This window comes from Gordonia aichiensis NBRC 108223, from assembly GCF_000332975.1.
GTDB lineage: Bacteria > Actinomycetota > Actinomycetes > Mycobacteriales > Mycobacteriaceae > Gordonia > Gordonia aichiensis.
Genome location: NZ_BANR01000003.1, coordinates 531,152 through 550,736, shown reverse-complemented (window position 1 = coordinate 550,736; position 19,585 = coordinate 531,152). Strand labels below are relative to the sequence as shown.

The 19,585-nt window shown below is 65.5% G+C and carries 19 protein-coding genes, 1 tRNA gene and 1 riboswitch; of the genes, 5 read left to right on the top strand and 15 right to left on the bottom strand.

Translation table 11 applies throughout. The annotated features are described in order from the left end of the window. Positions 1 to 66: 66 nt before the first annotated feature. The 4 genes from GOACH_RS03920 to GOACH_RS03905 form a co-directional block, all read right to left on the bottom strand. On the bottom strand, positions 67 to 684 hold the full coding sequence (locus GOACH_RS03920; protein ID WP_005170861.1) for a hypothetical protein: 618 nt from the start codon (positions 682 to 684) through the stop codon (positions 67 to 69). Beyond that, positions 684 to 1,685 (bottom strand): mechanosensitive ion channel family protein, encoded by a 1,002-nt coding sequence (locus tag GOACH_RS03915; protein WP_040517703.1) that lies wholly within the window; start codon positions 1,683 to 1,685, stop codon positions 684 to 686. Before GOACH_RS03915 ends, GOACH_RS03920 begins: the two co-directional genes overlap by 1 nt. Further along, on the bottom strand, positions 1,678 to 2,793 hold the full coding sequence (gene prfB, locus GOACH_RS03910) for a peptide chain release factor 2 (protein WP_005170857.1): 1,116 nt from the start codon (positions 2,791 to 2,793) through the stop codon (positions 1,678 to 1,680). The genes GOACH_RS03915 and prfB overlap by 8 nt, the downstream gene beginning before the upstream one ends. A gap of 106 nt (positions 2,794 to 2,899) precedes the next feature. After that, entirely contained in the window at positions 2,900 to 3,280 is a 381-nt protein-coding gene (locus GOACH_RS03905; protein WP_005170854.1) for a hypothetical protein, read from the bottom strand. A gap of 108 nt (positions 3,281 to 3,388) precedes the next feature. Between GOACH_RS03905 and hisN the strand changes: the two genes are divergently transcribed. Continuing rightward, on the top strand, positions 3,389 to 4,189 hold the full coding sequence (gene hisN, locus GOACH_RS03900; protein ID WP_005170851.1) for a histidinol-phosphatase: 801 nt from the start codon (positions 3,389 to 3,391) through the stop codon (positions 4,187 to 4,189). Positions 4,190 to 4,304: 115 nt separating this feature from the next. Further along, complete coding sequence (locus GOACH_RS03895) at positions 4,305 to 4,703, top strand: VOC family protein (protein WP_005170849.1); 399 nt, start codon at positions 4,305 to 4,307, stop codon at positions 4,701 to 4,703. A 10-nt stretch (positions 4,704 to 4,713) separates the two neighbouring features. Here GOACH_RS03895 and GOACH_RS03890 read toward each other — a convergent pair whose 3' ends face one another. Next, positions 4,714 to 5,373 carry an MBL fold metallo-hydrolase gene (locus GOACH_RS03890; RefSeq protein WP_005170846.1) on the bottom strand — a complete coding sequence of 220 codons (660 nt, stop codon included), beginning with the start codon at positions 5,371 to 5,373 and terminating at the stop codon, positions 4,714 to 4,716. Between the two features lie 57 nt (positions 5,374 to 5,430). Further along, positions 5,431 to 5,904, bottom strand: coding sequence for a DUF2752 domain-containing protein (locus tag GOACH_RS03885; protein WP_157227529.1), 474 nt, complete (start codon positions 5,902 to 5,904; stop codon positions 5,431 to 5,433). 205 nt (positions 5,905 to 6,109) lie between these two features. On the opposite strand from GOACH_RS03885, the gene GOACH_RS03880 reads away from it, so the two are divergent. Next, positions 6,110 to 7,480 carry an acyl-CoA dehydrogenase family protein gene (locus tag GOACH_RS03880; protein WP_040517701.1) on the top strand — a complete coding sequence of 457 codons (1,371 nt, stop codon included), beginning with the start codon at positions 6,110 to 6,112 and terminating at the stop codon, positions 7,478 to 7,480. Positions 7,481 to 7,521: 41 nt separating this feature from the next. Next, positions 7,522 to 8,742: an acyl-CoA dehydrogenase family protein gene (locus GOACH_RS03875; RefSeq protein WP_005170838.1), complete on the top strand. Its 1,221-nt coding sequence runs from the start codon at positions 7,522 to 7,524 to the stop codon at positions 8,740 to 8,742. 139 nt (positions 8,743 to 8,881) lie between these two features. Here GOACH_RS03875 and crcB (GOACH_RS03870) read toward each other — a convergent pair whose 3' ends face one another. From crcB (GOACH_RS03870) to GOACH_RS03835, 8 genes are all read right to left on the bottom strand, one after another. Next, positions 8,882 to 9,250: a fluoride efflux transporter CrcB gene (gene crcB, locus GOACH_RS03870; RefSeq protein ID WP_005170832.1), complete on the bottom strand. Its 369-nt coding sequence runs from the start codon at positions 9,248 to 9,250 to the stop codon at positions 8,882 to 8,884. Beyond that, positions 9,247 to 9,741, bottom strand: a complete 495-nt coding sequence (crcB, locus tag GOACH_RS03865) for a fluoride efflux transporter CrcB (RefSeq protein WP_005170830.1) — start codon at positions 9,739 to 9,741, stop codon at positions 9,247 to 9,249. Before crcB (GOACH_RS03865) ends, crcB (GOACH_RS03870) begins: the two co-directional genes overlap by 4 nt. A 22-nt stretch (positions 9,742 to 9,763) precedes the next feature. Next, positions 9,764 to 9,845, bottom strand: a riboswitch (Fluoride riboswitch). Between the two features lie 18 nt (positions 9,846 to 9,863). Then, entirely contained in the window at positions 9,864 to 11,759 is a 1,896-nt protein-coding gene (locus tag GOACH_RS03860; RefSeq protein ID WP_005170828.1) for a propionyl-CoA synthetase, read from the bottom strand. Positions 11,760 to 11,787: 28 nt separating this feature from the next. After that, positions 11,788 to 12,036 (bottom strand): DUF2630 family protein, encoded by a 249-nt coding sequence (locus GOACH_RS03855; protein ID WP_005170824.1) that lies wholly within the window; start codon positions 12,034 to 12,036, stop codon positions 11,788 to 11,790. A 43-nt stretch (positions 12,037 to 12,079) separates the two neighbouring features. Beyond that, complete coding sequence (locus GOACH_RS03850) at positions 12,080 to 12,403, bottom strand: histone-like nucleoid-structuring protein Lsr2 (protein ID WP_005170819.1); 324 nt, start codon at positions 12,401 to 12,403, stop codon at positions 12,080 to 12,082. 436 nt (positions 12,404 to 12,839) lie between these two features. Beyond that, positions 12,840 to 12,913 (bottom strand) — tRNA-Met (locus tag GOACH_RS03845). A 164-nt stretch (positions 12,914 to 13,077) separates the two neighbouring features. Further along, positions 13,078 to 14,328: an MCE family protein gene (locus GOACH_RS03840; RefSeq protein WP_005170816.1), complete on the bottom strand. Its 1,251-nt coding sequence runs from the start codon at positions 14,326 to 14,328 to the stop codon at positions 13,078 to 13,080. Positions 14,329 to 14,590: 262 nt separating this feature from the next. Continuing rightward, positions 14,591 to 17,566 carry a UPF0182 family protein gene (locus GOACH_RS03835; protein WP_040517570.1) on the bottom strand — a complete coding sequence of 992 codons (2,976 nt, stop codon included), beginning with the start codon at positions 17,564 to 17,566 and terminating at the stop codon, positions 14,591 to 14,593. 183 nt (positions 17,567 to 17,749) lie between these two features. Between GOACH_RS03835 and GOACH_RS03830 the strand changes: the two genes are divergently transcribed. Beyond that, positions 17,750 to 18,394: a PPA1309 family protein gene (locus GOACH_RS03830; protein ID WP_005170809.1), complete on the top strand. Its 645-nt coding sequence runs from the start codon at positions 17,750 to 17,752 to the stop codon at positions 18,392 to 18,394. 25 nt (positions 18,395 to 18,419) lie between these two features. Here the strand turns inward: GOACH_RS03830 and GOACH_RS03825 are convergent, their stop codons facing one another. Beyond that, on the bottom strand, positions 18,420 to 19,457 hold the full coding sequence (locus GOACH_RS03825; protein ID WP_005170806.1) for a YlbL family protein: 1,038 nt from the start codon (positions 19,455 to 19,457) through the stop codon (positions 18,420 to 18,422). Between the last annotated feature and the right edge of the window lie 128 nt (positions 19,458 to 19,585).

Here is a 19,585-nt window from a genome sequence, read left to right as displayed (position 1 = left end):
AACAGAGTGTAACGGTGACGCCTGAGAGGGTTGTTCAGGTGAGTGTCCGCGCGCCACCCGCTCAGGTCAGCGTGACGGAACGGCGGTGGTCTCGTTCTGCTGCTCGTTCTGCTGCTGATTGCGATTGAAGAAGTCCGAGAAGCCGTTGCCCCGCGTGGTGGTCGGCTGCCCCGACTGTCCAGGAGCGGTCTGGCCCCCGGGCGCAACACTTTCGGTGCCCGACTCCCCGGTCGTCTCCGACGGCCCCGTGGTCGACGGGTACGACGACGAGGGAGGCGTCGAATAGGTCGACTCGGGCGTCGTCTGCACCGTCGTGCGGTGACGGGCAGGTTGCGGGGCAGGCGGGTCGACGATCCCGTACCGCTGCGAGGTGTACCCGTAGAGCACGACACACACGATGAACAACACGGACACGAGCGCGGTGCTGGTCCGGATGCGGGTGCGCGGAATGTGACGCCAATCGCGTCGGTGCCGCGTTCGGTGGGTATCACCGCTCTCGTCCGACGGCCCGTTGTCCTCCGACGCTGCCGCGGAGTCGGGCGCTGTGTCCATCGCGACCGGGGCCTTGTCGGCCGCGGCCTCTGCCTGCTCGATCTTGGCGACGACTTCCTCGGCCGCGGCCTTCGCAGCGTCGTCGTCGGACCGATGTGCACTGTGCTCGGGACCGTCGTGGCGATGGACCATCACTTCTCACCTCCCGACGACGGCTGCGCCTCGAGCTCTGAGTGTCCGCTCGGCGGTGCGGCTCCCGACTGCACCTCTTTGCCGGGAGCGACGTTGATTCCGCGGCGGGCGAGTGCGCGCACGATCCACGCACGTAGTGCCCGACTGACCTCGAACTGCTTGCCGGGCAGAGTCCTGGTCACCATTCGAACGGTCATCGAATCCAGTTCGAGGTTCGTCACGCCGAGCGGCGACGGGGCGTCGAGGAGCAGATCGTGCCAGTAGGGATCGTTGTAGAAGCGCTTGCCCACTTCGGAAAGGACCTCGTTGACCACCCCGATGTCGGAGTCGGCAGGCACCGGGACATCGACGACGGCTCTGGCCCAGTCCTTCGACAGGTTGGTGGTCTTGATGACCTGCCCGTTGGGCACGGTGATGACCTCGCCCTCGGAGGTACGCAGTCGGGTGATCCGCAGGGTCACGTCCTCGACGGTGCCCTCGGCTTCGCCGTTGCCGGTGACGGTCAACGCCACGACGTCGCCATAGCCGTACTGGCGTTCGGCGACGACGAAGAACCCGGCGAGGATGTCCTGCACGACGCGCTGCGCACCGAAACCGAGCGCGGCACCGACGACAGCGGTCGGTCCGACGAGTCCGGACAATGGCACCTTGAACACGCTGAGGATGTGCAGGAACACGATGATTCCCACGATCACAACCAGCGTCCATGACACCACGTCGATCATCGCGCGGCGGTGCTTGGAGTCCTCGCTCTGCACGATGAGGTCACTGTTGTGGAACCGTGCCTCGATGCGGTCGGTGAACTTCTGCGCCGACCAGCGGATGAACCGGACGACCAGAATTCCGCCGAGAATCCAGATGACGATCTCGAGACCGCTGGTGGCCATCCATCGGTAGAAGCGCCCGATCACCGACTCTGTCGCCCCCGGCGCGAAGGCGAGAACGGTCAGATCGGCACGCGACAACACCTCAGAACCCGCCTGTGCCAGGGTCTCACGCATCGGCATCGGCCATCCGCCACCGGATTCCGGCCTCGATGAACTCGTCGATGTCGCCGTCGAGGACGGTCGCGGGATTGTTGTTCTCGACGTTGGTCCGCAGGTCCTTGACCATCTGATAGGGGTGCAGCACGTACGACCGCATCTGGTTGCCCCAGCTCGATCCGCCGTCGCCCTTGAGGGCGTCGAGCTCGGCGCGCTCCTCCTGCTGCTTGCGGGCGAGGAGCTTGGCCTGCAGCACGCGCATCGCCGACGCCTTGTTCTGCAGCTGGCTCTTCTCGTTCTGACATGTCACGACGATGCCGGTGGGGATGTGCGTCAGACGGACCGCCGAGTCTGTCGTGTTCACCGACTGCCCACCGGGGCCCGAAGAGCGGTACACGTCGACCTTCACGTCGTTCTCGTCGACGTCGATGTGGTCGGTGGTCTCCACGACGGGCAGCACCTCGACCTCGGCGAACGAGGTCTGGCGACGACCCTGGTTGTCGAACGGGCTGATCCGGACGAGTCGGTGCGTCCCCTGCTCCACCGACAGTGTGCCGTACATGTAGGGCGACTTGACCGCGAAGGTCGCCGACTTCAGTCCCGCCTCTTCGGCGTAAGAGGTGTCGTAGACCTCGACGCCGTAGCCGTGCTTTTCCGCCCAGCGGACGTACATGCGCATCAGCATCTGCGCCCAGTCGGCGGCGTCGACGCCGCCCGCACCCGACCTGATGTTGACCACGGCGTCGCGGGAGTCGTACTCGCCGGCGAGCATGGTCTTGACCTCCATCGCCTGGATGTCGCTGCGCAGGGACTCGCGCTCGGCGTCGGCATCGGCGAGCGCGGCCGAGCGATCCTCGCCCTCTTCGGCCTCGGCGAGCTCATAGTGGACGGGCATGTCGTCGAGACGTTGCCGCAGCTCGGTGACGCGTCGCAGCTCCGACTGTGCGTGCGACAGCTCGCTGGTCACCTTCTGCGCATGCTCTTGGTCATTCCAGAGGTCAGGGTCCGACGCCTGCATCTCGAGCTCGTCGATCCGTCGACGCAACTCGTCGACGTCGAGGACCTTCTCGACGGTCGTCAGAGTCGAGTCGAGGGATTCGAGATCGGTTGCCACGTCAGGATGCACGGTTTACCAGGGTACCGACTGCCGATCGCCGACGCGCCCCCGCTCCGTGCTGTGCACACGTTCGGCTCCGTGCTGTGCATACCTTCGGCGCTGTGCGTCACACATCTCACGTGGTCGGCGGTGCGTCGGGGGTCTGCATCGGTGGCAACTGTCCGAAACCCCACGTCGTGGCGGCCTTACCGGGTTTGTAGACGACGGCGTGTTCGGAACCGATCTGCGGCCACATCTCGCCGTCGGAGAGCACCATCGTCCCGTACACGTCGGTCGGGTGGGTTCCCGGACCGTTGATGGTTCCCGAGATGGTGCAGAACATCTGCCCCTTGCTGTCGGGTTCGGCCTGTTCGCTGACACCGGTGACCGTCAACAGCCCTTGCGCATAGCCCGCGGTGTTGCCGCCAAATCCGCCGATCCGCTGGCCACGGTTACGCATGATCATCGCAACAACGGCGACGACGAGCAGGATGATGAGGATCGCGGTGAACACCATGGGCCAAGCGTACCGATCCCGGTCGGTCATTTCGGGCACACGAATCGCAGGCCACGAGCGGCGACGGTGTCGATCGGCGACGCCGACCACTAGCGATAGGCTGACCCGGTGTTCCCGACGCCCGGTTCCGATCTGTCCGCAGACCTCGATTTCGCCCTCTCACTCGCGGAGTCCGCGGACGCGCTGACGATGCAGCGATTCGGCGCGATCGACCTGCGCGTCGACTCCAAACCCGATCTGACGCCGGTCTCCGACGCCGATCTCGCGTGCGAGCAGATGATCCGCGAGCGTCTCGCCGCAGCCTCACCCGACGATCAGGTGCTCGGGGAGGAGTTCGGTGGTGATGCGGTCCTGACCGGTCGGCAGTGGGTCATCGACCCCATCGACGGGACCAAGAACTTCGTCCGCGGCGTACCGATCTGGGCGACGCTCATCGCGCTGCTGATCGATGGCGTGCCCGTGGTCGGTGTGGTGTCGGCACCAGCTCTGCGGCGTCGGTGGTGGGCGGCCGAGGGCCGCGGTGCGCACGTCTCGTTCGACCGCGGCCGGGCCCGCCGCATCGAGGTCTCCAGCGTCGCCGACCTCGCGTCGTCGAGCCTCACCTTCTCCAGCCTGTCCGGGTGGGCCGACCGCGGAATCCGCGAGGAGTTCATCGGCCTCACCGATCGCGTATGGCGGGTACGCGGCTACGGCGACTTCCTCAACTACTGCCTCGTGGCCGAGGGCGCCGTCGACATCGCCGCGGAGCCAGAGGTGTCCCTGTGGGATCTCGCCCCGCTCGACGTCCTGGTCCGCGAGGCCGGTGGCCGCTTCACTGCACTCGACGGCTCGCCCGGTCCCGCGGGCGGGAGCGCGGTGGCCACCAACGGACTGCTGCACGACGAGGTGCTTGCGGCGCTGACAACCTGATCAGTTCGGCGCACCGCCGACCTGACCTCTCGGACAGTCCACGCCGATTCCGACGTCTGCGGTCGCGGTGACTCCTAGCGTGTCGGACATACACCCCGATCAGAGGAGATCCGTCATGCCCAGCTTCCCCGCGCTGACCCACGTGGCCGTCACCGTGACCGACCTCGACGCCAGCACCCGTTGGTACTCGGGACTGTTCGACGCCGCGCCCGTCCTCGACGAGGACGAGGAGTCCGGCGATTTCCATCACGCGGTGTTCGCACTCGACGGCGGAACCCTGTTCGGCCTGCACACGCACACCGGCTCGAGCGCTTCCGGCGCCTTCGACGAGCGCACGACAGGACTCGACCACGTCGCCTTCGCCGTCTCCCGTGACGACCTCGACGGCTGGGTGCGGCGCCTCGACGAACTCGGTGTCGCACACAGCGGCATCAAGCACGCGCACTACGGGTCGGGCATCTCGTTTCGCGATCCCGACAACATCGCGCTCGAGTTCTTCGCACCTCCGGCCTGACCCCCGCGCCTCACACCTGCGTCGCCGACTCCTCGCCGAGAACGACGAATTCGGTCCCCGGATCCTTCATGTCCGACAGCCGTCCGTAGTGGACGCCCGTGCCCGCATCGGACAGGATCGCCTGATGGATCGGCACTGCGACCCGCGGCGCCATCGCCCGCAGGTAGTCGACCGATTCACTGAGCTTCATCCACGGTGCAGCCGACGGCAGTGCGAGGACGTCGATCTGCTCGAACGGGATGTAGAAGGAATCCCCGGGATGCATGAAACGTCCTGGCGCCGTGGGGGTTCCGAGTACGTAGGCGACGTTGTCGACGACCGGGATCTCGGGATGGATCACCGCGTGGCGACCCCCGGTGAACCGAGCGGTCACGGAACCGACGGTGACCTGTCCGCCGGCGAGCGCTGCCGTCCACTCCCCCGCCACGTCATCGGAGTTCAGCTGGGCGGCTGTCTGTGGATCCGCGATGCGGATCGCCTGCGGATTCTCACCGATCAGATTCGGAAGTCGCGCGGTGTCGCAGTGATCGGGATGCTGGTGGGTGATGAGGATGGCATCGAGGCCGGTGAGGCCCTCGAAGCCATGCGAGAAGTTGCCGGGATCGAAGAGGATCCTGGCCCCCTCGAGCTCGACGAGTACGCAGGAATGGCCGAAGTGGGTGATCTGCATGGTTCCACTCTGCTCCCCCGAGCCCGATGTCCGCATCGGCGCACGTGATCGAGCGGTTCACACGACCGTCGGGAACACACCCCACCCGACTGCGGCGTCGACGATGCGCGCCACTCCGTAGACCAACCAGATCCCTACAAGCGTCAGCACGATCGGTAACAGGCGTCTCACTCGTAGCCTCTGCACCGCAGTTCGCCCGGCCGCGAGACGCCATACGGCGAGCACCACCGCGACCGCCGTGACGGCCAGGGTCAGCGGCCCGAACGGATTGAACGCAAGAGCGCCACCGACGTCGCCGTGCATCAGATGGACCCAGCTGCGTGTCAGGCCGCACCCCGGGCAGGGCAATCCGGTCATCATCCGGAAGGGGCAGATGTCCGGGCCGTGATCGACCGATTCCACCGGCCACAGCACCGCGGTGAGCAACGCCGCCGAACCCACGGCGGCCACGATCGCCGGCCCGGTGACCCCACCACCCCGAGTCGACGCCGCCGCGGTATCCCGATTCGGGGCGTCGGTGTGGCCGTCGATACTCACGCAACCAGCGTAGACCGGCGAGCCGTTCACGAGCTTCGACGGACGCGTGACAAACTCCTTACCGAGTAGTAAGGTCCATACTTACTATCCAGTAAGATAGCGGGGTCTGCCCAGCCCGACCGGAGAAACGTCTCCGACGGTGCTCGCACCGCAGCACGCCGCCGAGCAACAACACCGAGCGCGAAGAGAAATGGTGGTCATGACAACTCACACCGAACCCCGCGACACGTCCGCAGTGGGCAAGAACCCGCACAAGCGCAACGCCATCGGCACAGCGATGCGCGTGCTCACGACGGTGACCGGCTCCGACTTCGCGGAGAAGTACCAGATCCGCGAACCCATCAACCGCATCGCCTACCAGGCGACCAAGACCGGGTTCCAGACACTCGGCGCCGCGAACCGCGCCTTCAAGAAGGTGCAGGGCGGATCGGGCGGTGCCAAGCGGCTGACCACCGCCCCCAAGGACTACTTCAACCTCAACCCCGACGACGAACAGCAGATGATCGCCGAGACGGTCAAGGAGTTCGCGGAGGAGATCCTGCGTCCGGCTGCCTACGACGCCGACAACGCAGCGAGCGCACCCGAGGACATCGTCAAGCGGTCGGCAGAGCTCGGCATCACGATGATCAACGTGCCCGAGGAGTTCGAGGGCGCTGCCACCGAGCGCGGGGTCGTCACCAACGCCCTGGTTGCCGAGGCGATGGCCTACGGCGACATGGGACTCGCACTCCCCCTCCTCGCCCCGAGTGGTGTGGCGACAACGCTCACCAACTTCGGCAGCGAGGGCCAGCAGAAGACCTACCTGCCCGACTACGCGGGCGAGAACGTACCCCAGTCGGCTGTCGTCATCGCCGAGCCGCGTGCACTGTTCGATGCCTTCTCGCTGCAGACCAAGGCAACCCGCGTGCCGAGTGGCTACCGCCTCAACGGCGTGAAGTCGTTCGTTCCCGCTGCCGGGTCGTCCGAACTGTTCATCGTCGGCGCCCAGCTCGAAGGCCAGCCGGCACTGTTCATCGTCGAATCCGATTCCGCGGGCCTGATCGTCGAGGCGGACCCGGGCATGGGCGTGCGCGCCGCAGGCATGGGTCGCCTGCTGCTGCAGGACGTCGCCGTTCCCGAGAGCGCGCTGCTCGGCGAGGAGACGGGCGAAGCCGCTCTGGCCGCATATCGCGACGTCGTGCGTCTGTCCCGTCTTGGCTGGTCCGCGCTCGCCGCAGGCACCGGAAAGGCCGTCCTCGACTACGTGATTCCCTACGTCAACGAGCGCGAGGCCTTCGGAGAGCCGATCTCCAACCGTCAGGCCGTCGCCTTCATGGTCGCCAACATCGCCACCGAGCTCGACGGCATTCGTCTGGTCACACTGCGCGGCGCATCGCGCGCCGAGCAGGGCCTGTCGTTCGCCCGCGAAGCCGCGCTGGCCCGCAAGCTGACCATCGACAAGGGCCTGCAGATCGGACTCGACGGCGTGCAGCTACTCGGCGGTCACGGCTTCACCAAGGAGCATCCGGTTGAGCGGTGGTATCGCGATCTGCGTGGCGCGGGCATCGGCGAGGGCATCGTCGTCCTCTGACGGCCTGTCCCCTACGCGACTGACTTGAGAAAGCATCTGACATGGCAATCAATCTGGAACTCCCCCGGAAGCTGAACACCACCATCGACCAGGCCCACCAGGCCGCGGCCGAGATCTTCCGACCCATCTCCCGCAAGTACGACCTCGCCGAGCACGCCTACCCCGTCGAACTCGACACTCTCGCAAGCCTGTACGACGGTCTCGCCGAGACGGGCCAGGCTGGAGCCGGCGCCGACGGCGGCCGCTCGCAGAAGAAGTCGAAGTCCGCTGTCGAGGGCGCGAACGTCAACGGCGGCAACATGCAGTCGGTGATGAACGTCATCGAGACCTGTTGGGGCGACGTCGGCTTGACGCTCTCGATGCCCTACCAGGGTCTCGGCAACTCGGCGATCGCCGCCGTCGCGACCGACGAGCAGCTCAAGCGCTTCGGCAAGGTGTGGGCCGCCATGGCGATCACGGAGCCGAGCTTCGGTTCCGACTCGGCCGCGGTCACCGCCACCGCCAAGCTCGACGGCGATGAGTACGTCATCAACGGCGAAAAGATCTTCGTCACCTCCGGTTCGCGTGCTACGCACATCGTCGTGTGGGCCAGCGTCGACCGCAGCCTCGGCCGCGCAGCCATCAAGAGCTTCGTGGTGCCCCGCGAGCATCCAGGCGTCGAGGTGGTGCGGCTCGAGCACAAGCTCGGCATCCGCGCCTCCGACACCGCGGTGATCCGCTTCGAAGACTGCCGCATCCCCAAGGAGAACCTGCTCGGCAGCCCCGAGGTCGACACCAAGAAGGGTTTCGGCGGGGTCATGCAGACCTTCGACAACACCCGCCCGCTCGTCGCGGGAATGGCGGTCGGTGTGGCACGCGCAGCGCTCGAGGAGTTGCGCCGCATCCTCGAAGAGGCCGGTATCGAGATCGACTACGACAAGCCGGTCGAGAACCAGCGCGCGGCCGCAGCCGAGTTCATCCGCATGGAGGCCGACTTCGAGGCCGCCTATCTGATGACGATTCGCGCGACCTGGATGGCCGACAACAAGGAACCCAACTCGTTGCAGGCCTCGATGGCGAAGGCGAAGGCGGGTCGCACCGTCACCGACGTCACCAACAAGGCCGTCGAATTGACCGGCACACTGGGATATTCGGAGCGACTGCTGCTCGAGAAGTGGGCGCGCGACTCGAAGATCCTCGACATCTTCGAGGGCACCCAGCAGATCCAGCAGCTCATCATCGCGCGACGCGTGCTGAACAAGAGCAGCGCGGAACTCAAGTGACACACTGAGTCTCAACGGCGAGAGCCCTGCGGAACCGCGGTTCGGCAGGGCTCTCGCCGTGTGTGTACCCCGGCGCACTCACGCGCGTACGGCACCCCTGGTCGCATCCGGCTGCCGCTGTCATGCTCGGCGTCTCGACTCAGATCACATACGCGAGAACGAGTCCGACCGCACACGCGGCTGTCGCAGCCACCACGGAACCCACGGCATTGCACAGCGACAGCAACCGTGAGCTGCGCTGAGCCAGCCGCACCGTCTCGACGCTGGCTGTGCTGAATGTCGTGTAGCCGCCGCAGAATCCGGTGCCGATGATCGTCTGCAGGTCCGTCGGCGCAGCGTGGTAGATGACCAGTCCCGCGAGTATTCCGAGGAGCAGCGACCCCGTCACATTGATCGCGAACGTCGCCCAGGGGAACGCCGTAGTGCGTCGCTGCTTGATCGCGCCGTCGACGACGAAACGCGCCACGGCCCCTACCGCACCGGCGATCAGGATGGCGATGACGGTCACGACATCTTTCCCTTTCGACGCCGCGCGACATCTCCGGCGACGACGATGCCCGCCCACGCGGCGACGACACCGAGGATGACGCTGACCGCGGCGTACGTGACCGCGACGACCGGCGCGCCGTGCCGGCCGAGTTGGGTGGTCTCGAGAGCGAACGTCGAGTATGTCGTGAACGCCCCGCAGAAACCGGTTCCCGCGCACACCCGGACTTTGCGCCGCCACCCGGCGTCGGAGCCCGCGAGTGCCAGGACCTCCAGCAGCGCACCGAGAATGAACGCCCCCGCGATGTTGATGCCGAAGGTCGCCCACGGCCACGCGGTACCTCTGGTCGGGAATGCCTCCTCGATCAGATACCGCAGGCCGGTGCCTGCCAGGCCACCGAGGAAGACCAGACCGATCGCACCGAGCTGCAGATGCAGCGGCCGCGATCCAGGTGAGTCGGGATCGATCGGATTCGACGCGTCGTCGGCCGAGTCCCCACGTTGATCACCCACCACAGAGCTCCTTGTGTCACGGACCGGAACAGGAACCATCAGCCGTGCACGGCGGTTCGGGCACACACGGTGTTGCCCGGGCGAGATCCATCACCCGCGACGAGTCTACTCACTCCGCAGGTTCAGTCGCCGATCTGTTCGGCCAGCCGAGCAAGCACGTCGGGGTCCTCGATGGTCGACGGCACCACGTACTCCTGGTGATCGGCGATCTGCCGCATGGTCTTTCGCAGGATCTTGCCCGACCGGGTCTTGGGTAGCGCGGGCACGACGGTCACGTCGCGGAATGTCGCCACCGGACCGATCTCCTCGCGCACCCTCGCGATCAACTCGTCACGCAACGTGTCGGGTTCGATGTCGACACCCGATTTGAGCACGACGTAGCCACTTGGCCGCTGCCCCTTGAGATCGTCGTGGATGCCGATCACCGCGCACTCGGCGACAGCCGGATGCGACGCGACCACGGCCTCGATGCTGCCGGTCGACAACCGATGCCCCGCCACGTTGATCACATCGTCGGATCGGCCGAGGATGAAAATGTAGCCGTCAGCATCGATATAGCCTGAATCGCCGGTCAGGTAGTACCCCGGGAAAGCGCTGAGATACGAACTGCGGTAGCGCTCGTCGTCACCCCACAGACCGGTCAGCGTGCCCGGCGGCAGGGGCAGACCGATCACGATGTTGCCCTCGACTCCTGCGTCGACGGGATTTCCCTCGCCGTCGACCACTGCGACGCCGAAGCCGGGAACTGCGACCGTCGCCGAGCCGGCCTTGACCGGCATCGGTTGCAGGCCACGCAGATTGGCTGCGATCGCCCACCCGGTCTCGGTCTGCCACCAATGGTCGATCACCGGGACACCGAGCACATTCGACGACCAGGCGAGAGTATCGGGATCGAGCCGCTCACCTGCGACGAACAGTGTGCGAAGCGACGAGATATCGTACTGGTCAAGGAGTTTCGCGTCGGGATCCGCTTTTCGGATGGCCCGGATCGCCGTGGGCGCAGTGAACAACGCCTTGACCCGATGCTCGGCGATGATCCGCCAGAAAGCTCCCGCGTCGGGCGTGCCGACGGGCTTGCCCTCGTACATCACCGTCGTCGCGCCGACGAACAGCGGCGCGTAGACGATGTAGGAGTGGCCGACCACCCAGCCGACATCGGAGGCGGTCCACCAGATGTCACCAGCGCCGATGTCGTAGATGTTGGCCATCGACCAGGTGAGTGCGACTGCGTGTCCCCCGTTGTCACGCACCACTCCCTTGGGTTTTCCCGTGGTGCCCGACGTGTACAGGATGTAGAGCGGATCGGTGGCCGCGACATCGACCGGCTCGGTGAGCCCGGCGGTCTCCATCTCGGTATCCCAGTCGAGCCATTCCGCTCCATCGCCACCGGCGTGATCGGCAGCAGAACCCGACACCTGGGGACGATCCTTCACCACGACCGTCGACACCGCTGCGTCCGACAGCGCCAGCGCCTTGGCGACGATCGGGAGATATTCGACGCTGCGCCCAGGCTCGAGGCCGCCCGACGCCGTGACGATCGCCACCGGCCCGGCGTCGTCGATCCGCGTCGCGAGTTCGGGAGCTGCGAAGCCGCCGAAGACCACCGAGTGCACGGCGCCGATGCGCGCACACGCCAACATCGCGACAGCAGCCTCCGGAATCATCGGCATGTAGATGATGACGCGGTCGCCTGCGGTCACGCCGCGCCGCCGCAGGACGTCGGCGAATCGAGACACCTCCGCGAGCAGCTCGGCGTAGGTGTACTCGCGGGTTTCGCCCACCATCGCTGAGTCCCAGATCAGAGCGAGGTCATCGCCGTGGCCGGCCGCGACGTGGCGGTCCAGCGCGTTGAAACACGTGTTCAGTCGACCGTCGGGAAACCAGCGGTAGAGCGGTGCCTCCGAATCGTCGAGCGCGATGGTCGGCGGAACCGACCATTCGACGTCGGCAGCGGCCTGCAGCCAGAACTGCTCTCGGTCGTCGACGCTGCGCGCAAACGTCTCGTGGTAACTCGGCATCGAACGTCCCTTTCGTCGCCGGTGCCGATCAGTCCAGGTACTTCTCGACGACGTCGGCGGGCCGGGTTGCCGCGGCATCGGGGTCCTGGCCTGCGTCACGTTTTGCCTGTCGCTGCCTCAGCAGGTCCCATGCCTGGTCAAGAGACACCTCGATCTGAGACAGACGCGAGTTCTCCGCGTCGGGAGTGATATCGCCGCGGCCCACTTTGGCGCGGAGGTCGTGCTCCTCGGCGATGAGGTCGTTGATGTGCTCGTGGATCTGCTTGTCAGTGGCCATGTCCCCCACGTTAGTACCGCGGGGGCACGACGAAGCGCGATTGTCAGACCGCGGCCTCGAACGCCGCCACGATCTCCGAGGAGATACGGCCGCGATTGCTGATCTCGTACCCGTTCTCACGCGCCCAGGCGCGGATGGCCTGCGTTCGCGGATGAGCGCGCTTGGATGGACGGCCGCTCCCCGCGCCATCGGATAGACGAGAAACTGCGAGATACTTCTGTAGCGATTGTGCGAATTCCTTGGCGTGTGCCGGCGATGTATCGAACTCGTACTGTTTTCCGTTGAGCCCGAATACGACGGTCACTGCTTCGTCCAATTCGGTTCCGTCGAGATCATCGACGAACGTCACGACCTTCTTTTTCGCCATGCCGGCATTCCCTCCCTTGTGTTACCGCCACGATGCGACAATCCCGACAGGCGATGACCTGCCGTGATCCGCCCAGCAACGTTCGAGGCATCGCAGGCCACAATCGCAGAATGCGCACGCGTAGCCACCGACGCGACGAAATTCCCCCAGGACGGACGATGCGTGATTGAGTCGAACAAACCTCATCGCACACAGCGTCGTCGAATCGGATTAAGTCTATCGAATGAGTCGAAGAAAGACACCGCCGACGCCGTGGCGTCGACCAATTGGCCACAACCGGCAAGCGTTCCGTGCACTCGCGAGGCGCGGAATCGGGGTCACCTCAGAACCCACCGCGCACTTATTCGGCAAGCGACAACCGGCCGAGTGGGTGCGAGAAAAATGAACCGGCCCCGCCCGAACGATTGCGCATCGTCCCGGCGGGGCCGGTTCTTCGTAGCGGGGACAGGATTTGAACCTGCGACCTCTGGGTTATGAGCCCAGCGAGCTACCGAGCTGCTCCACCCCGCGTTGGTGAACACCACGTTACAGGTGCGTTCGACGCAGATGCAAATCCATAACGACACACCTCCTGAACTGCGGAAATGCGTCGAGAATCGGCCAGCTGGCGCATCGCAGTGACCGACGTCACCGCCGTCGGGCTGTCCGAGCCAAGCCGATTCTCACCGTCACCGTCATCTCGCGGACCGCACGCCCATCAGTCCCGCGAGTTGTTCGGCGAGCGGATTCAGGTTCAGCTTGTCCGGATCCTTTTTGGGTGTCGAGTCCCAGGGTTGCCGGGTATCCGGCTGTGCCGTCGAAAGTCGCTGTGCGCCACGGACTCCGGTCGGGTTGCCGAACGGGACCGTGCACTGGGCCGCGGTGTTGAACGGGAACTCGTCGTAGTTGATGTCGAACGTGGGCTTCTCACGGCGAATGCGTGCCAGCATGGCGTCGGTCGACTCGTAGCCGCGCGTGCAGGCGGGCGGGTTGTTGGTCTCCAGGACGATCCCGAAGTGGATCTGACCGTCTCCGGGCCCCGTTGTGTGACTCTGCGCCGACAGGTAACTGAGCATCGCGAAGGTGTTCCCGACGTTGTACCCGGCGGGCTCGATGGTGCGGGCGACCTCGGATAGCTGGCCGACAACCTTGCCGATGTCTCCCCCATTGCGCTGGATGAGGGCGGATATCTGGGTTGCCGACGTCGTTCCCGTGGTCAACAACCTACGAAGGTCGGGATCCGACGAGGCCAGCGTCGCGGTGATGAGGTCCAGGCTGCGTGACCACGCGAGGATCTGATCCGACTGCGCCGCTTGGGTGGCGAGGACCGAATCGGCGGAGTTGATCAGCGAAATCGCTTGCGGCAGCGAATCGACGCCCGCCCGTGACAGCTTCCCCAGCGAGTCGACAAGTCGTGTCAGGTTCTCGCCCTGCCCGTTGAATGCCGCGCCGAGTTGGGTGATCACGGTGTGCAGGTCGTCGATCGGTATCGATGAGGTGAAGTCAATCGCCGACGACACGACGTCCTCGATCGGGGGCGGTACAGCAGTTCTCGTGATCACCGATCCATCGCGAAGGAAGGGGCCGGCGCCCGAATTCGGGCGCAGATCGACGTACTGCTCACCGATGGCTGACCGATTCGCCACCACGGCAACAGAGTTCGCGGGGATATCCGGGCCGGAGGACTCGAGGACGAGCGGCACCGTCACCCCGTCCGCAGTAAGTGCCAGCGTGCCCACTCGCCCCACGGGCACCCCCATGTAGGTGACCTCGGCGTTGGTGAAGATCCCGCCGGACTCCGGCAGCTGAGCGTTGACAGTGTAAATCCCCACGCCGACAACGCGATTGAGATGCACGTACCGAATTCCCGCGAAGACCGAGACGGCGAGCCCCGCGATGATCAACACCGCGATCTGGATTCGAGCGAGACGACTCAGCGGTGGCACTTTCCGACCTCCCCGAACGAACGATCAGCACCCGTCGAATCGAGCACTCGCGATTGTCACATTAGCGACCGTCATCGCAATTCCTTGCATCGCGAACAGCCGGTGTGACGCTCGACGCCCGAGGTCAACAACCATGAGCCAGAACACATTCAGCACACGGATGAGATCGGCGAAACAGCCTCTGCAACGGCCTCGGCGCCGAACCGCTGAGTCAGAGCGGTCCGGCGCCGAGGGTCGTTGCAATAGTGAGTGTGTGCGTGACTCAGTTTCCCGAGGGCAGTGATTCGTACTGCTGCACAGCCTTGTTCAGCCGATCGAGCGCCTGCCCGTATGCGGTGAAGTCGCCCTTGCTCTGAGCGTCCTTGAGCTGGCCGAGCGCGGCTCCGATCTCCTTCACCGCAGCATCACGCTGCGGGCTCGACGGCCCCTGCTGATTGGGCTGAGTCGGTGTGGCCATCGGCTGCTGACCGTCGTCACCGACGTCGACCGGACCGTTCTCGGGAGCGGTTACCTGGGCGGGAGAGATCCCGACATCGCGCAGGGCCTCGGCCACCGTCGCCCGATACCCCACCCTGGCTTCGTTGCTGGCCGCGTTGAAATAGACCAGAACGCGGTACAGCTTCGGAATCGCGGAGTCGTCGGTCTTCGACTGCGTGTACATCGGCTCCATGTAGAGCACGCCGTTCTGCCCCACCGGCAGCGTCAGCAGATTGCCGTAGGTGACCTTGGTGGTGTCCTCGACCTGTTTGCGGTCGGACGCCACGGGTCCGGCGCTCTTCATGTTCTCCTGCGCCTGCTGCGGGCCGACGGTCTGCTTGGTGGTCGGCAGCGTCTTGACCGTGATCTTGCCGTAGTCCTCCGGATCCGACGACGCGGTCATGTATGCCGAGAGGAACCGGCTGTTGAGGCCGTTCATCACCGTCGTCAACTGGAATTCGGCCTGCGGACCCGATGGCGACGCCGCGGTGAAGTAATACGGCGGCTGGCTCAGCCCCTGACGAGCTGCGGTGTCGTCGGTCGGGTCACTCGGGATCGACCAGAAGTCGTTGCTGCGGAAGAACGTTCCCGGGTCCGATACGTGATAGCGCGAAAGAAGCGCACGCTGGATCTTGAACAGATCCTCTGGGTAGCGCACGTGCTGCTTCAGGTCGTTCTGCTTGTCGAAGTCGCTGCGCGGCTTGACCGTTCCGGGAAAGACCTTCATCCAGGTCTTGAGCACGGGGTCGTCCTGGTCGACCTGGTAGAGGGTCACCTTGCCGGTGTACGCGTCGACGGTCGCCTTGACCGAGTTGCGCACGTAGGACACCTGCTTGTTCACCTGCGTCCTGCCGGTCTGTCCGCGGTTGAGCTCCTGTGCGTCGGTCGTCGCATCCTGCAGCGACGTCTTCTGCGCGTACGGATACGTCTCGAGCGTGGTGTAGCCGTCGACGATCCACTCGATCGATCCGTCGGCCATCACAGCCGGATAGGTCTTGGAGTCGACCGTCAGCCACGGCGCGACCTTCTTGACGCGGTCGCGTGGGTCGCGGTTGTAGATGATCTTCGAGTTCGAGTTGATCGCACCCGAGAGCAGGATGTTGCGCTCGGTGTACTTCACCGAATACAAGAACCGGTTGAACCAGTTACCCAGCGACACACCGGAATCGGCGCTATAGGTGTAGTTCTTTCCGTCGAGGTCGTACTCCTTGTCACCGCCCGTCGACCCGACGATCGCGTAGTCGGGATCGACCTTGGCGATCAACTCACCGAAGTAGATCCGCGGCTGGGTGACCTTGATGGGGGCGTTGGCCTTGTAGTCCGACGTCTGGTAGTTCTCCAGGTCGCTCACCGCGAAAACCGGGAGGCCACCGCGGTCGCTCTCGGCATCCGACGACGCCTCGTCGACGGTGTTCGCCTGTGCGGCGATGAAGCCGTTGCCGTGTGTGAAGACGGTGTGCTTGTTGATCCAGTTCTGCTGGTTGGCGTCGAACTTGCTGGGGTCGAGTTCGCGCGCGGCAACGATGAAGTCGCGCTGCTGACCGTCGACGTCGTAGCGATCGACGGCGAGTTGGCTCGGGAAACCGTAGAAGTTCTTGAGCTTCTGGCGCTGTGTGAACGCCGGCTCGATCACGTTGGGGTCGAGAACACGGATATTCGACAGCGTCGCGCTGTCGTTGTTGACCGCCACCGGATCGGCCGTCTGCTGAGTCCAGTTGCGCTGGTACTCGACGTTCTTACCGTCGACGAGGCCGTACGCGCGTTTGGTCGCGTCCATGTTGCGCTGAATGTATTCGAGTTCTTTCTGCGCGGCATTCGGCTTGACCGAGAACTGCTCCATGGCCAGCGGCCACCCGACACCCATGACGAGCGCGGTGAACAGCATCAACACGGTCGCGAGCGCCGGAATGCGCAGATCCCGCATGAAAGCACCGGCGAAGAACGCGACGGCACAGATGATGGCGACGACGAGGAGAATCAGTTTGGACGGCAGCACCGCGTTGATGTCGGTGTAGCTGGCGCCGGTGAAGATCTCCTGCTTGCGCTGGCTGGACAGCAACGAGTACCGGTCGAACCAGTACGACACGGCCTTGAGCAGCAGGAATGTCCCCGCGAGGACCGCCAGCTGAATGCGCGCCGCGTTGGTGATCGAGTTGCCACCACCGCCGAGACGGATGCCACCGAACAGATAGTGCGTAATCAGGTTCGCGAAGAACGAGATCACCACCACCACGAACAGGATGTTGAGTACGAATCGGTAAAACGGGAGGTCGAAGGCATAGAACCCGACGTCGAGCCCGAACTGCGGGTCGCGTTGACCGAACTCGGTTCCGTGCAGGAAGGTCTGCACGGTGGCCCAGGACCCCTGCGCGACAAGCGCGAAGATCAGACCGATGAGGATCGGCGGGACCAGGGCGTACCACCGGATGTGGCCCATGATCGAGGCGCGGTAACGCGCCAGGGGGTCGTTGGGCCCGCTTGCGGGCACGAAGACCGGACGCGACCGATAAGCCAGCGCCACGGCGCCGAAGATCAGTGCCCCCGCGACGATCCCGACAATCAAGAATAGTGCGACGCGGGTCCAGACGATCGTGGAGAACACCCGGGTGTATCCGACGTCAGACATCCAGAGCCAGTCGGTGATGATACTGACGAGCCGCGGCCCCACCAGCAGTATCACGAGGATGGCCACTCCCACCCCGATGGCGATCTTGCTTCTGCGCGACAGTGTCGGCATGCCCGCCGGCCCGCGTACGCCCACTAACCCACTCTCCCAGTGCCATCGTTCCGGGGTCCGCCCCGGTTCGGTCATTCCGGACATCTCCGGGTTGGCTCGCACCACTCGGCGCGATCGTGGCCTTCACTGTACTGGCCCGCCACCGAGCCCACCGGATCCTGTGGGTCCGGTAGGTCGCGGTGGCGCAACCGGGCAGTATGGACAGCCATGAGCGACGAGCACACCGGCCCCGACGACACCGGGTCAGACAACTCCTCCCCGAGCGAGAACGGCCAGTTCTCCGCGGACGATCTCGGCCGCGCGCTCCATGACGTCCTCGACCACGTCGAGCGAGGAGGCTGGGGACAACCACCACAGGTGTTCGCCCTCGTGCCCACAAGGTTGATCGCGGCACAGAATCCCGAACTCGTCGACGAAGGGGACGATTCGGCGTTGAGTCCCGTGGCGCAGGAGCCGCTCGAGGTCGCCGGCGGCGAGGAGCCCTACGCCCGACTAGAGGAGTTCCTCGCGACGGCGACCTGGTACCCGCCGGTGGAGGGGGTGGCCCTGATCCTGGAGATCGTCGTGCTGCCGCCGGACGCGGAGGGCGACCTCGATTCGGCATTCGAACCGCTGCTGGGCGACCCGGCCGCGAGCGAGTCCGCAGCGCGTGAGGCGGCCCGCGCGCATCCGTCGGCACGCACGGCACGGCTGGCCGTCGGGGCACTGCGGAACGGAAAGAGACTCTCGCTGATGCGGTTACGTCCCGGTCCCGACGACGATCCCGACGCGCCCATGGAACTGCTCACACACCCCGAACTCGCGTCGACGTTGCAGGCGGCACTGGCAGCGACCCTCGACGACCGCACCTAACGCGCACCGACTCAGCGCCGCGACCTCAGCAGTGCGGCGCGTCTTTGCCGCTGCGGACGTCGTCGAGCGCCGAGAGTGCGGAGTCCAGGGAGTCCACCTTGACCAGCTGTAATCCGTCGGGAGCGTCGGATTTGGCCTCGGTGCAGTTCTTCTCGGGTACCAGGAAGACACTCGCCCCGGCTTCCCGGGCGGCGCGGGTCTTGTGCGTGATGCCGCCGATCGGGCCGACCTCGCCGTCGTCGGAGATGGTCCCAGTGCCTGCGATGAACTTTCCGCCGGTGAGTTCGCCCGGCGAGAGGCGGTCGATCACGGCAAGTGTCAGCATGAGGCCGGCCGACGGGCCGCCGATGTCGCCGACGTTGTAGGTGATCTTCAGGTTGGGGTCGGCGTTGACGACGTCGGGGGTGAGACCGATGTAGGCCACGTCCTTGGCGTCTGGTCGACTGCCCGCGGTCACCGTGACAGTCTGTCGGGCGCCGCCGCGGTCGATCTCCATCGGTATCGCGGCGCCCGGCTTCTGCCTACGCACGGCCGACTGCACGTCCTCGGAGGTCGACACCGCCGTCCCGGCGACGGTGAGGAGCTGATCGCCTTGACGCAACACCTTCGACGACGGTCCGTCGGGCGCGACGGAGTCGACGATGAGCTTCGTCGGCCGGTCGAGGTGACGCAGCGCCGCGGCCGTGGCGGTGCTCTCCGAGCCCGACATCTGCTGTTGGTTCTGCTCCTGCACCTGCTCGGTCGTCTGGTCCGGCGGGAAGATCTGCTCCCGCGGCTGCACGGTGTAGCGGCCCGACAACCAGAGGCGGATCGAGTCGAACAGCGTGAGGCCGTCGTTGACCGACACCGTGGTGAGGTTGAGGTTTCCGGTGGTCGGGTCGACCTGTGCGCCGGTGATGTCGACGACCGGCTTGTCGTCGAGCTTGCCGAGCGTGTTGACGGTCGGCCCCGGTCCGAGAGCAACGAACGGCACCTGCACGGTGGTGCCGACGACGACGAGGATGAGCAGGAGCAGCGTCGTCACTGCGATGGTGGCGATTCGGCGGGAATGCTGCCGCACCATCGTTGCGGGACCTGTCATTCCGCCCACCATAATCGACACCTGCATCCGGCCGTGAGCCGCACGCTCGAGCCGGACGCGCGTGGTCATGTGCGACCGGGATCGCGCACGTCGAGAGTCATTGAGCGAAC

Coding starts and splice junctions, on each gene's coding strand:
- GOACH_RS03920 (WP_005170861.1), bottom strand. CDS start 684: ATGGTCCATCGCCACGACGGTCCCGAGCACAGTGCACATCGGTCCGAC.
- GOACH_RS03890 (WP_005170846.1), bottom strand. CDS start 5,373: ATGCAGATCACCCACTTCGGCCATTCCTGCGTACTCGTCGAGCTCGAG.
- GOACH_RS03825 (WP_005170806.1), bottom strand. CDS start 19,457: ATGGTGCGGCAGCATTCCCGCCGAATCGCCACCATCGCAGTGACGACG.
- GOACH_RS03850 (WP_005170819.1), bottom strand. CDS start 12,403: ATGGCGAAAAAGAAGGTCGTGACGTTCGTCGATGATCTCGACGGAACC.
- GOACH_RS03830 (WP_005170809.1), top strand. CDS start 17,750: ATGAGCGACGAGCACACCGGCCCCGACGACACCGGGTCAGACAACTCC.
- GOACH_RS03915 (WP_040517703.1), bottom strand. CDS start 1,685: ATGCGTGAGACCCTGGCACAGGCGGGTTCTGAGGTGTTGTCGCGTGCC.
- GOACH_RS03895 (WP_005170849.1), top strand. CDS start 4,305: ATGCCCAGCTTCCCCGCGCTGACCCACGTGGCCGTCACCGTGACCGAC.
- GOACH_RS03880 (WP_040517701.1), top strand. CDS start 6,110: ATGACAACTCACACCGAACCCCGCGACACGTCCGCAGTGGGCAAGAAC.
- GOACH_RS03875 (WP_005170838.1), top strand. CDS start 7,522: ATGGCAATCAATCTGGAACTCCCCCGGAAGCTGAACACCACCATCGAC.
- GOACH_RS03905 (WP_005170854.1), bottom strand. CDS start 3,280: ATGGTGTTCACCGCGATCCTCATCATCCTGCTCGTCGTCGCCGTTGTT.
- GOACH_RS03855 (WP_005170824.1), bottom strand. CDS start 12,036: ATGGCCACTGACAAGCAGATCCACGAGCACATCAACGACCTCATCGCC.
- GOACH_RS03860 (WP_005170828.1), bottom strand. CDS start 11,759: ATGCCGAGTTACCACGAGACGTTTGCGCGCAGCGTCGACGACCGAGAG.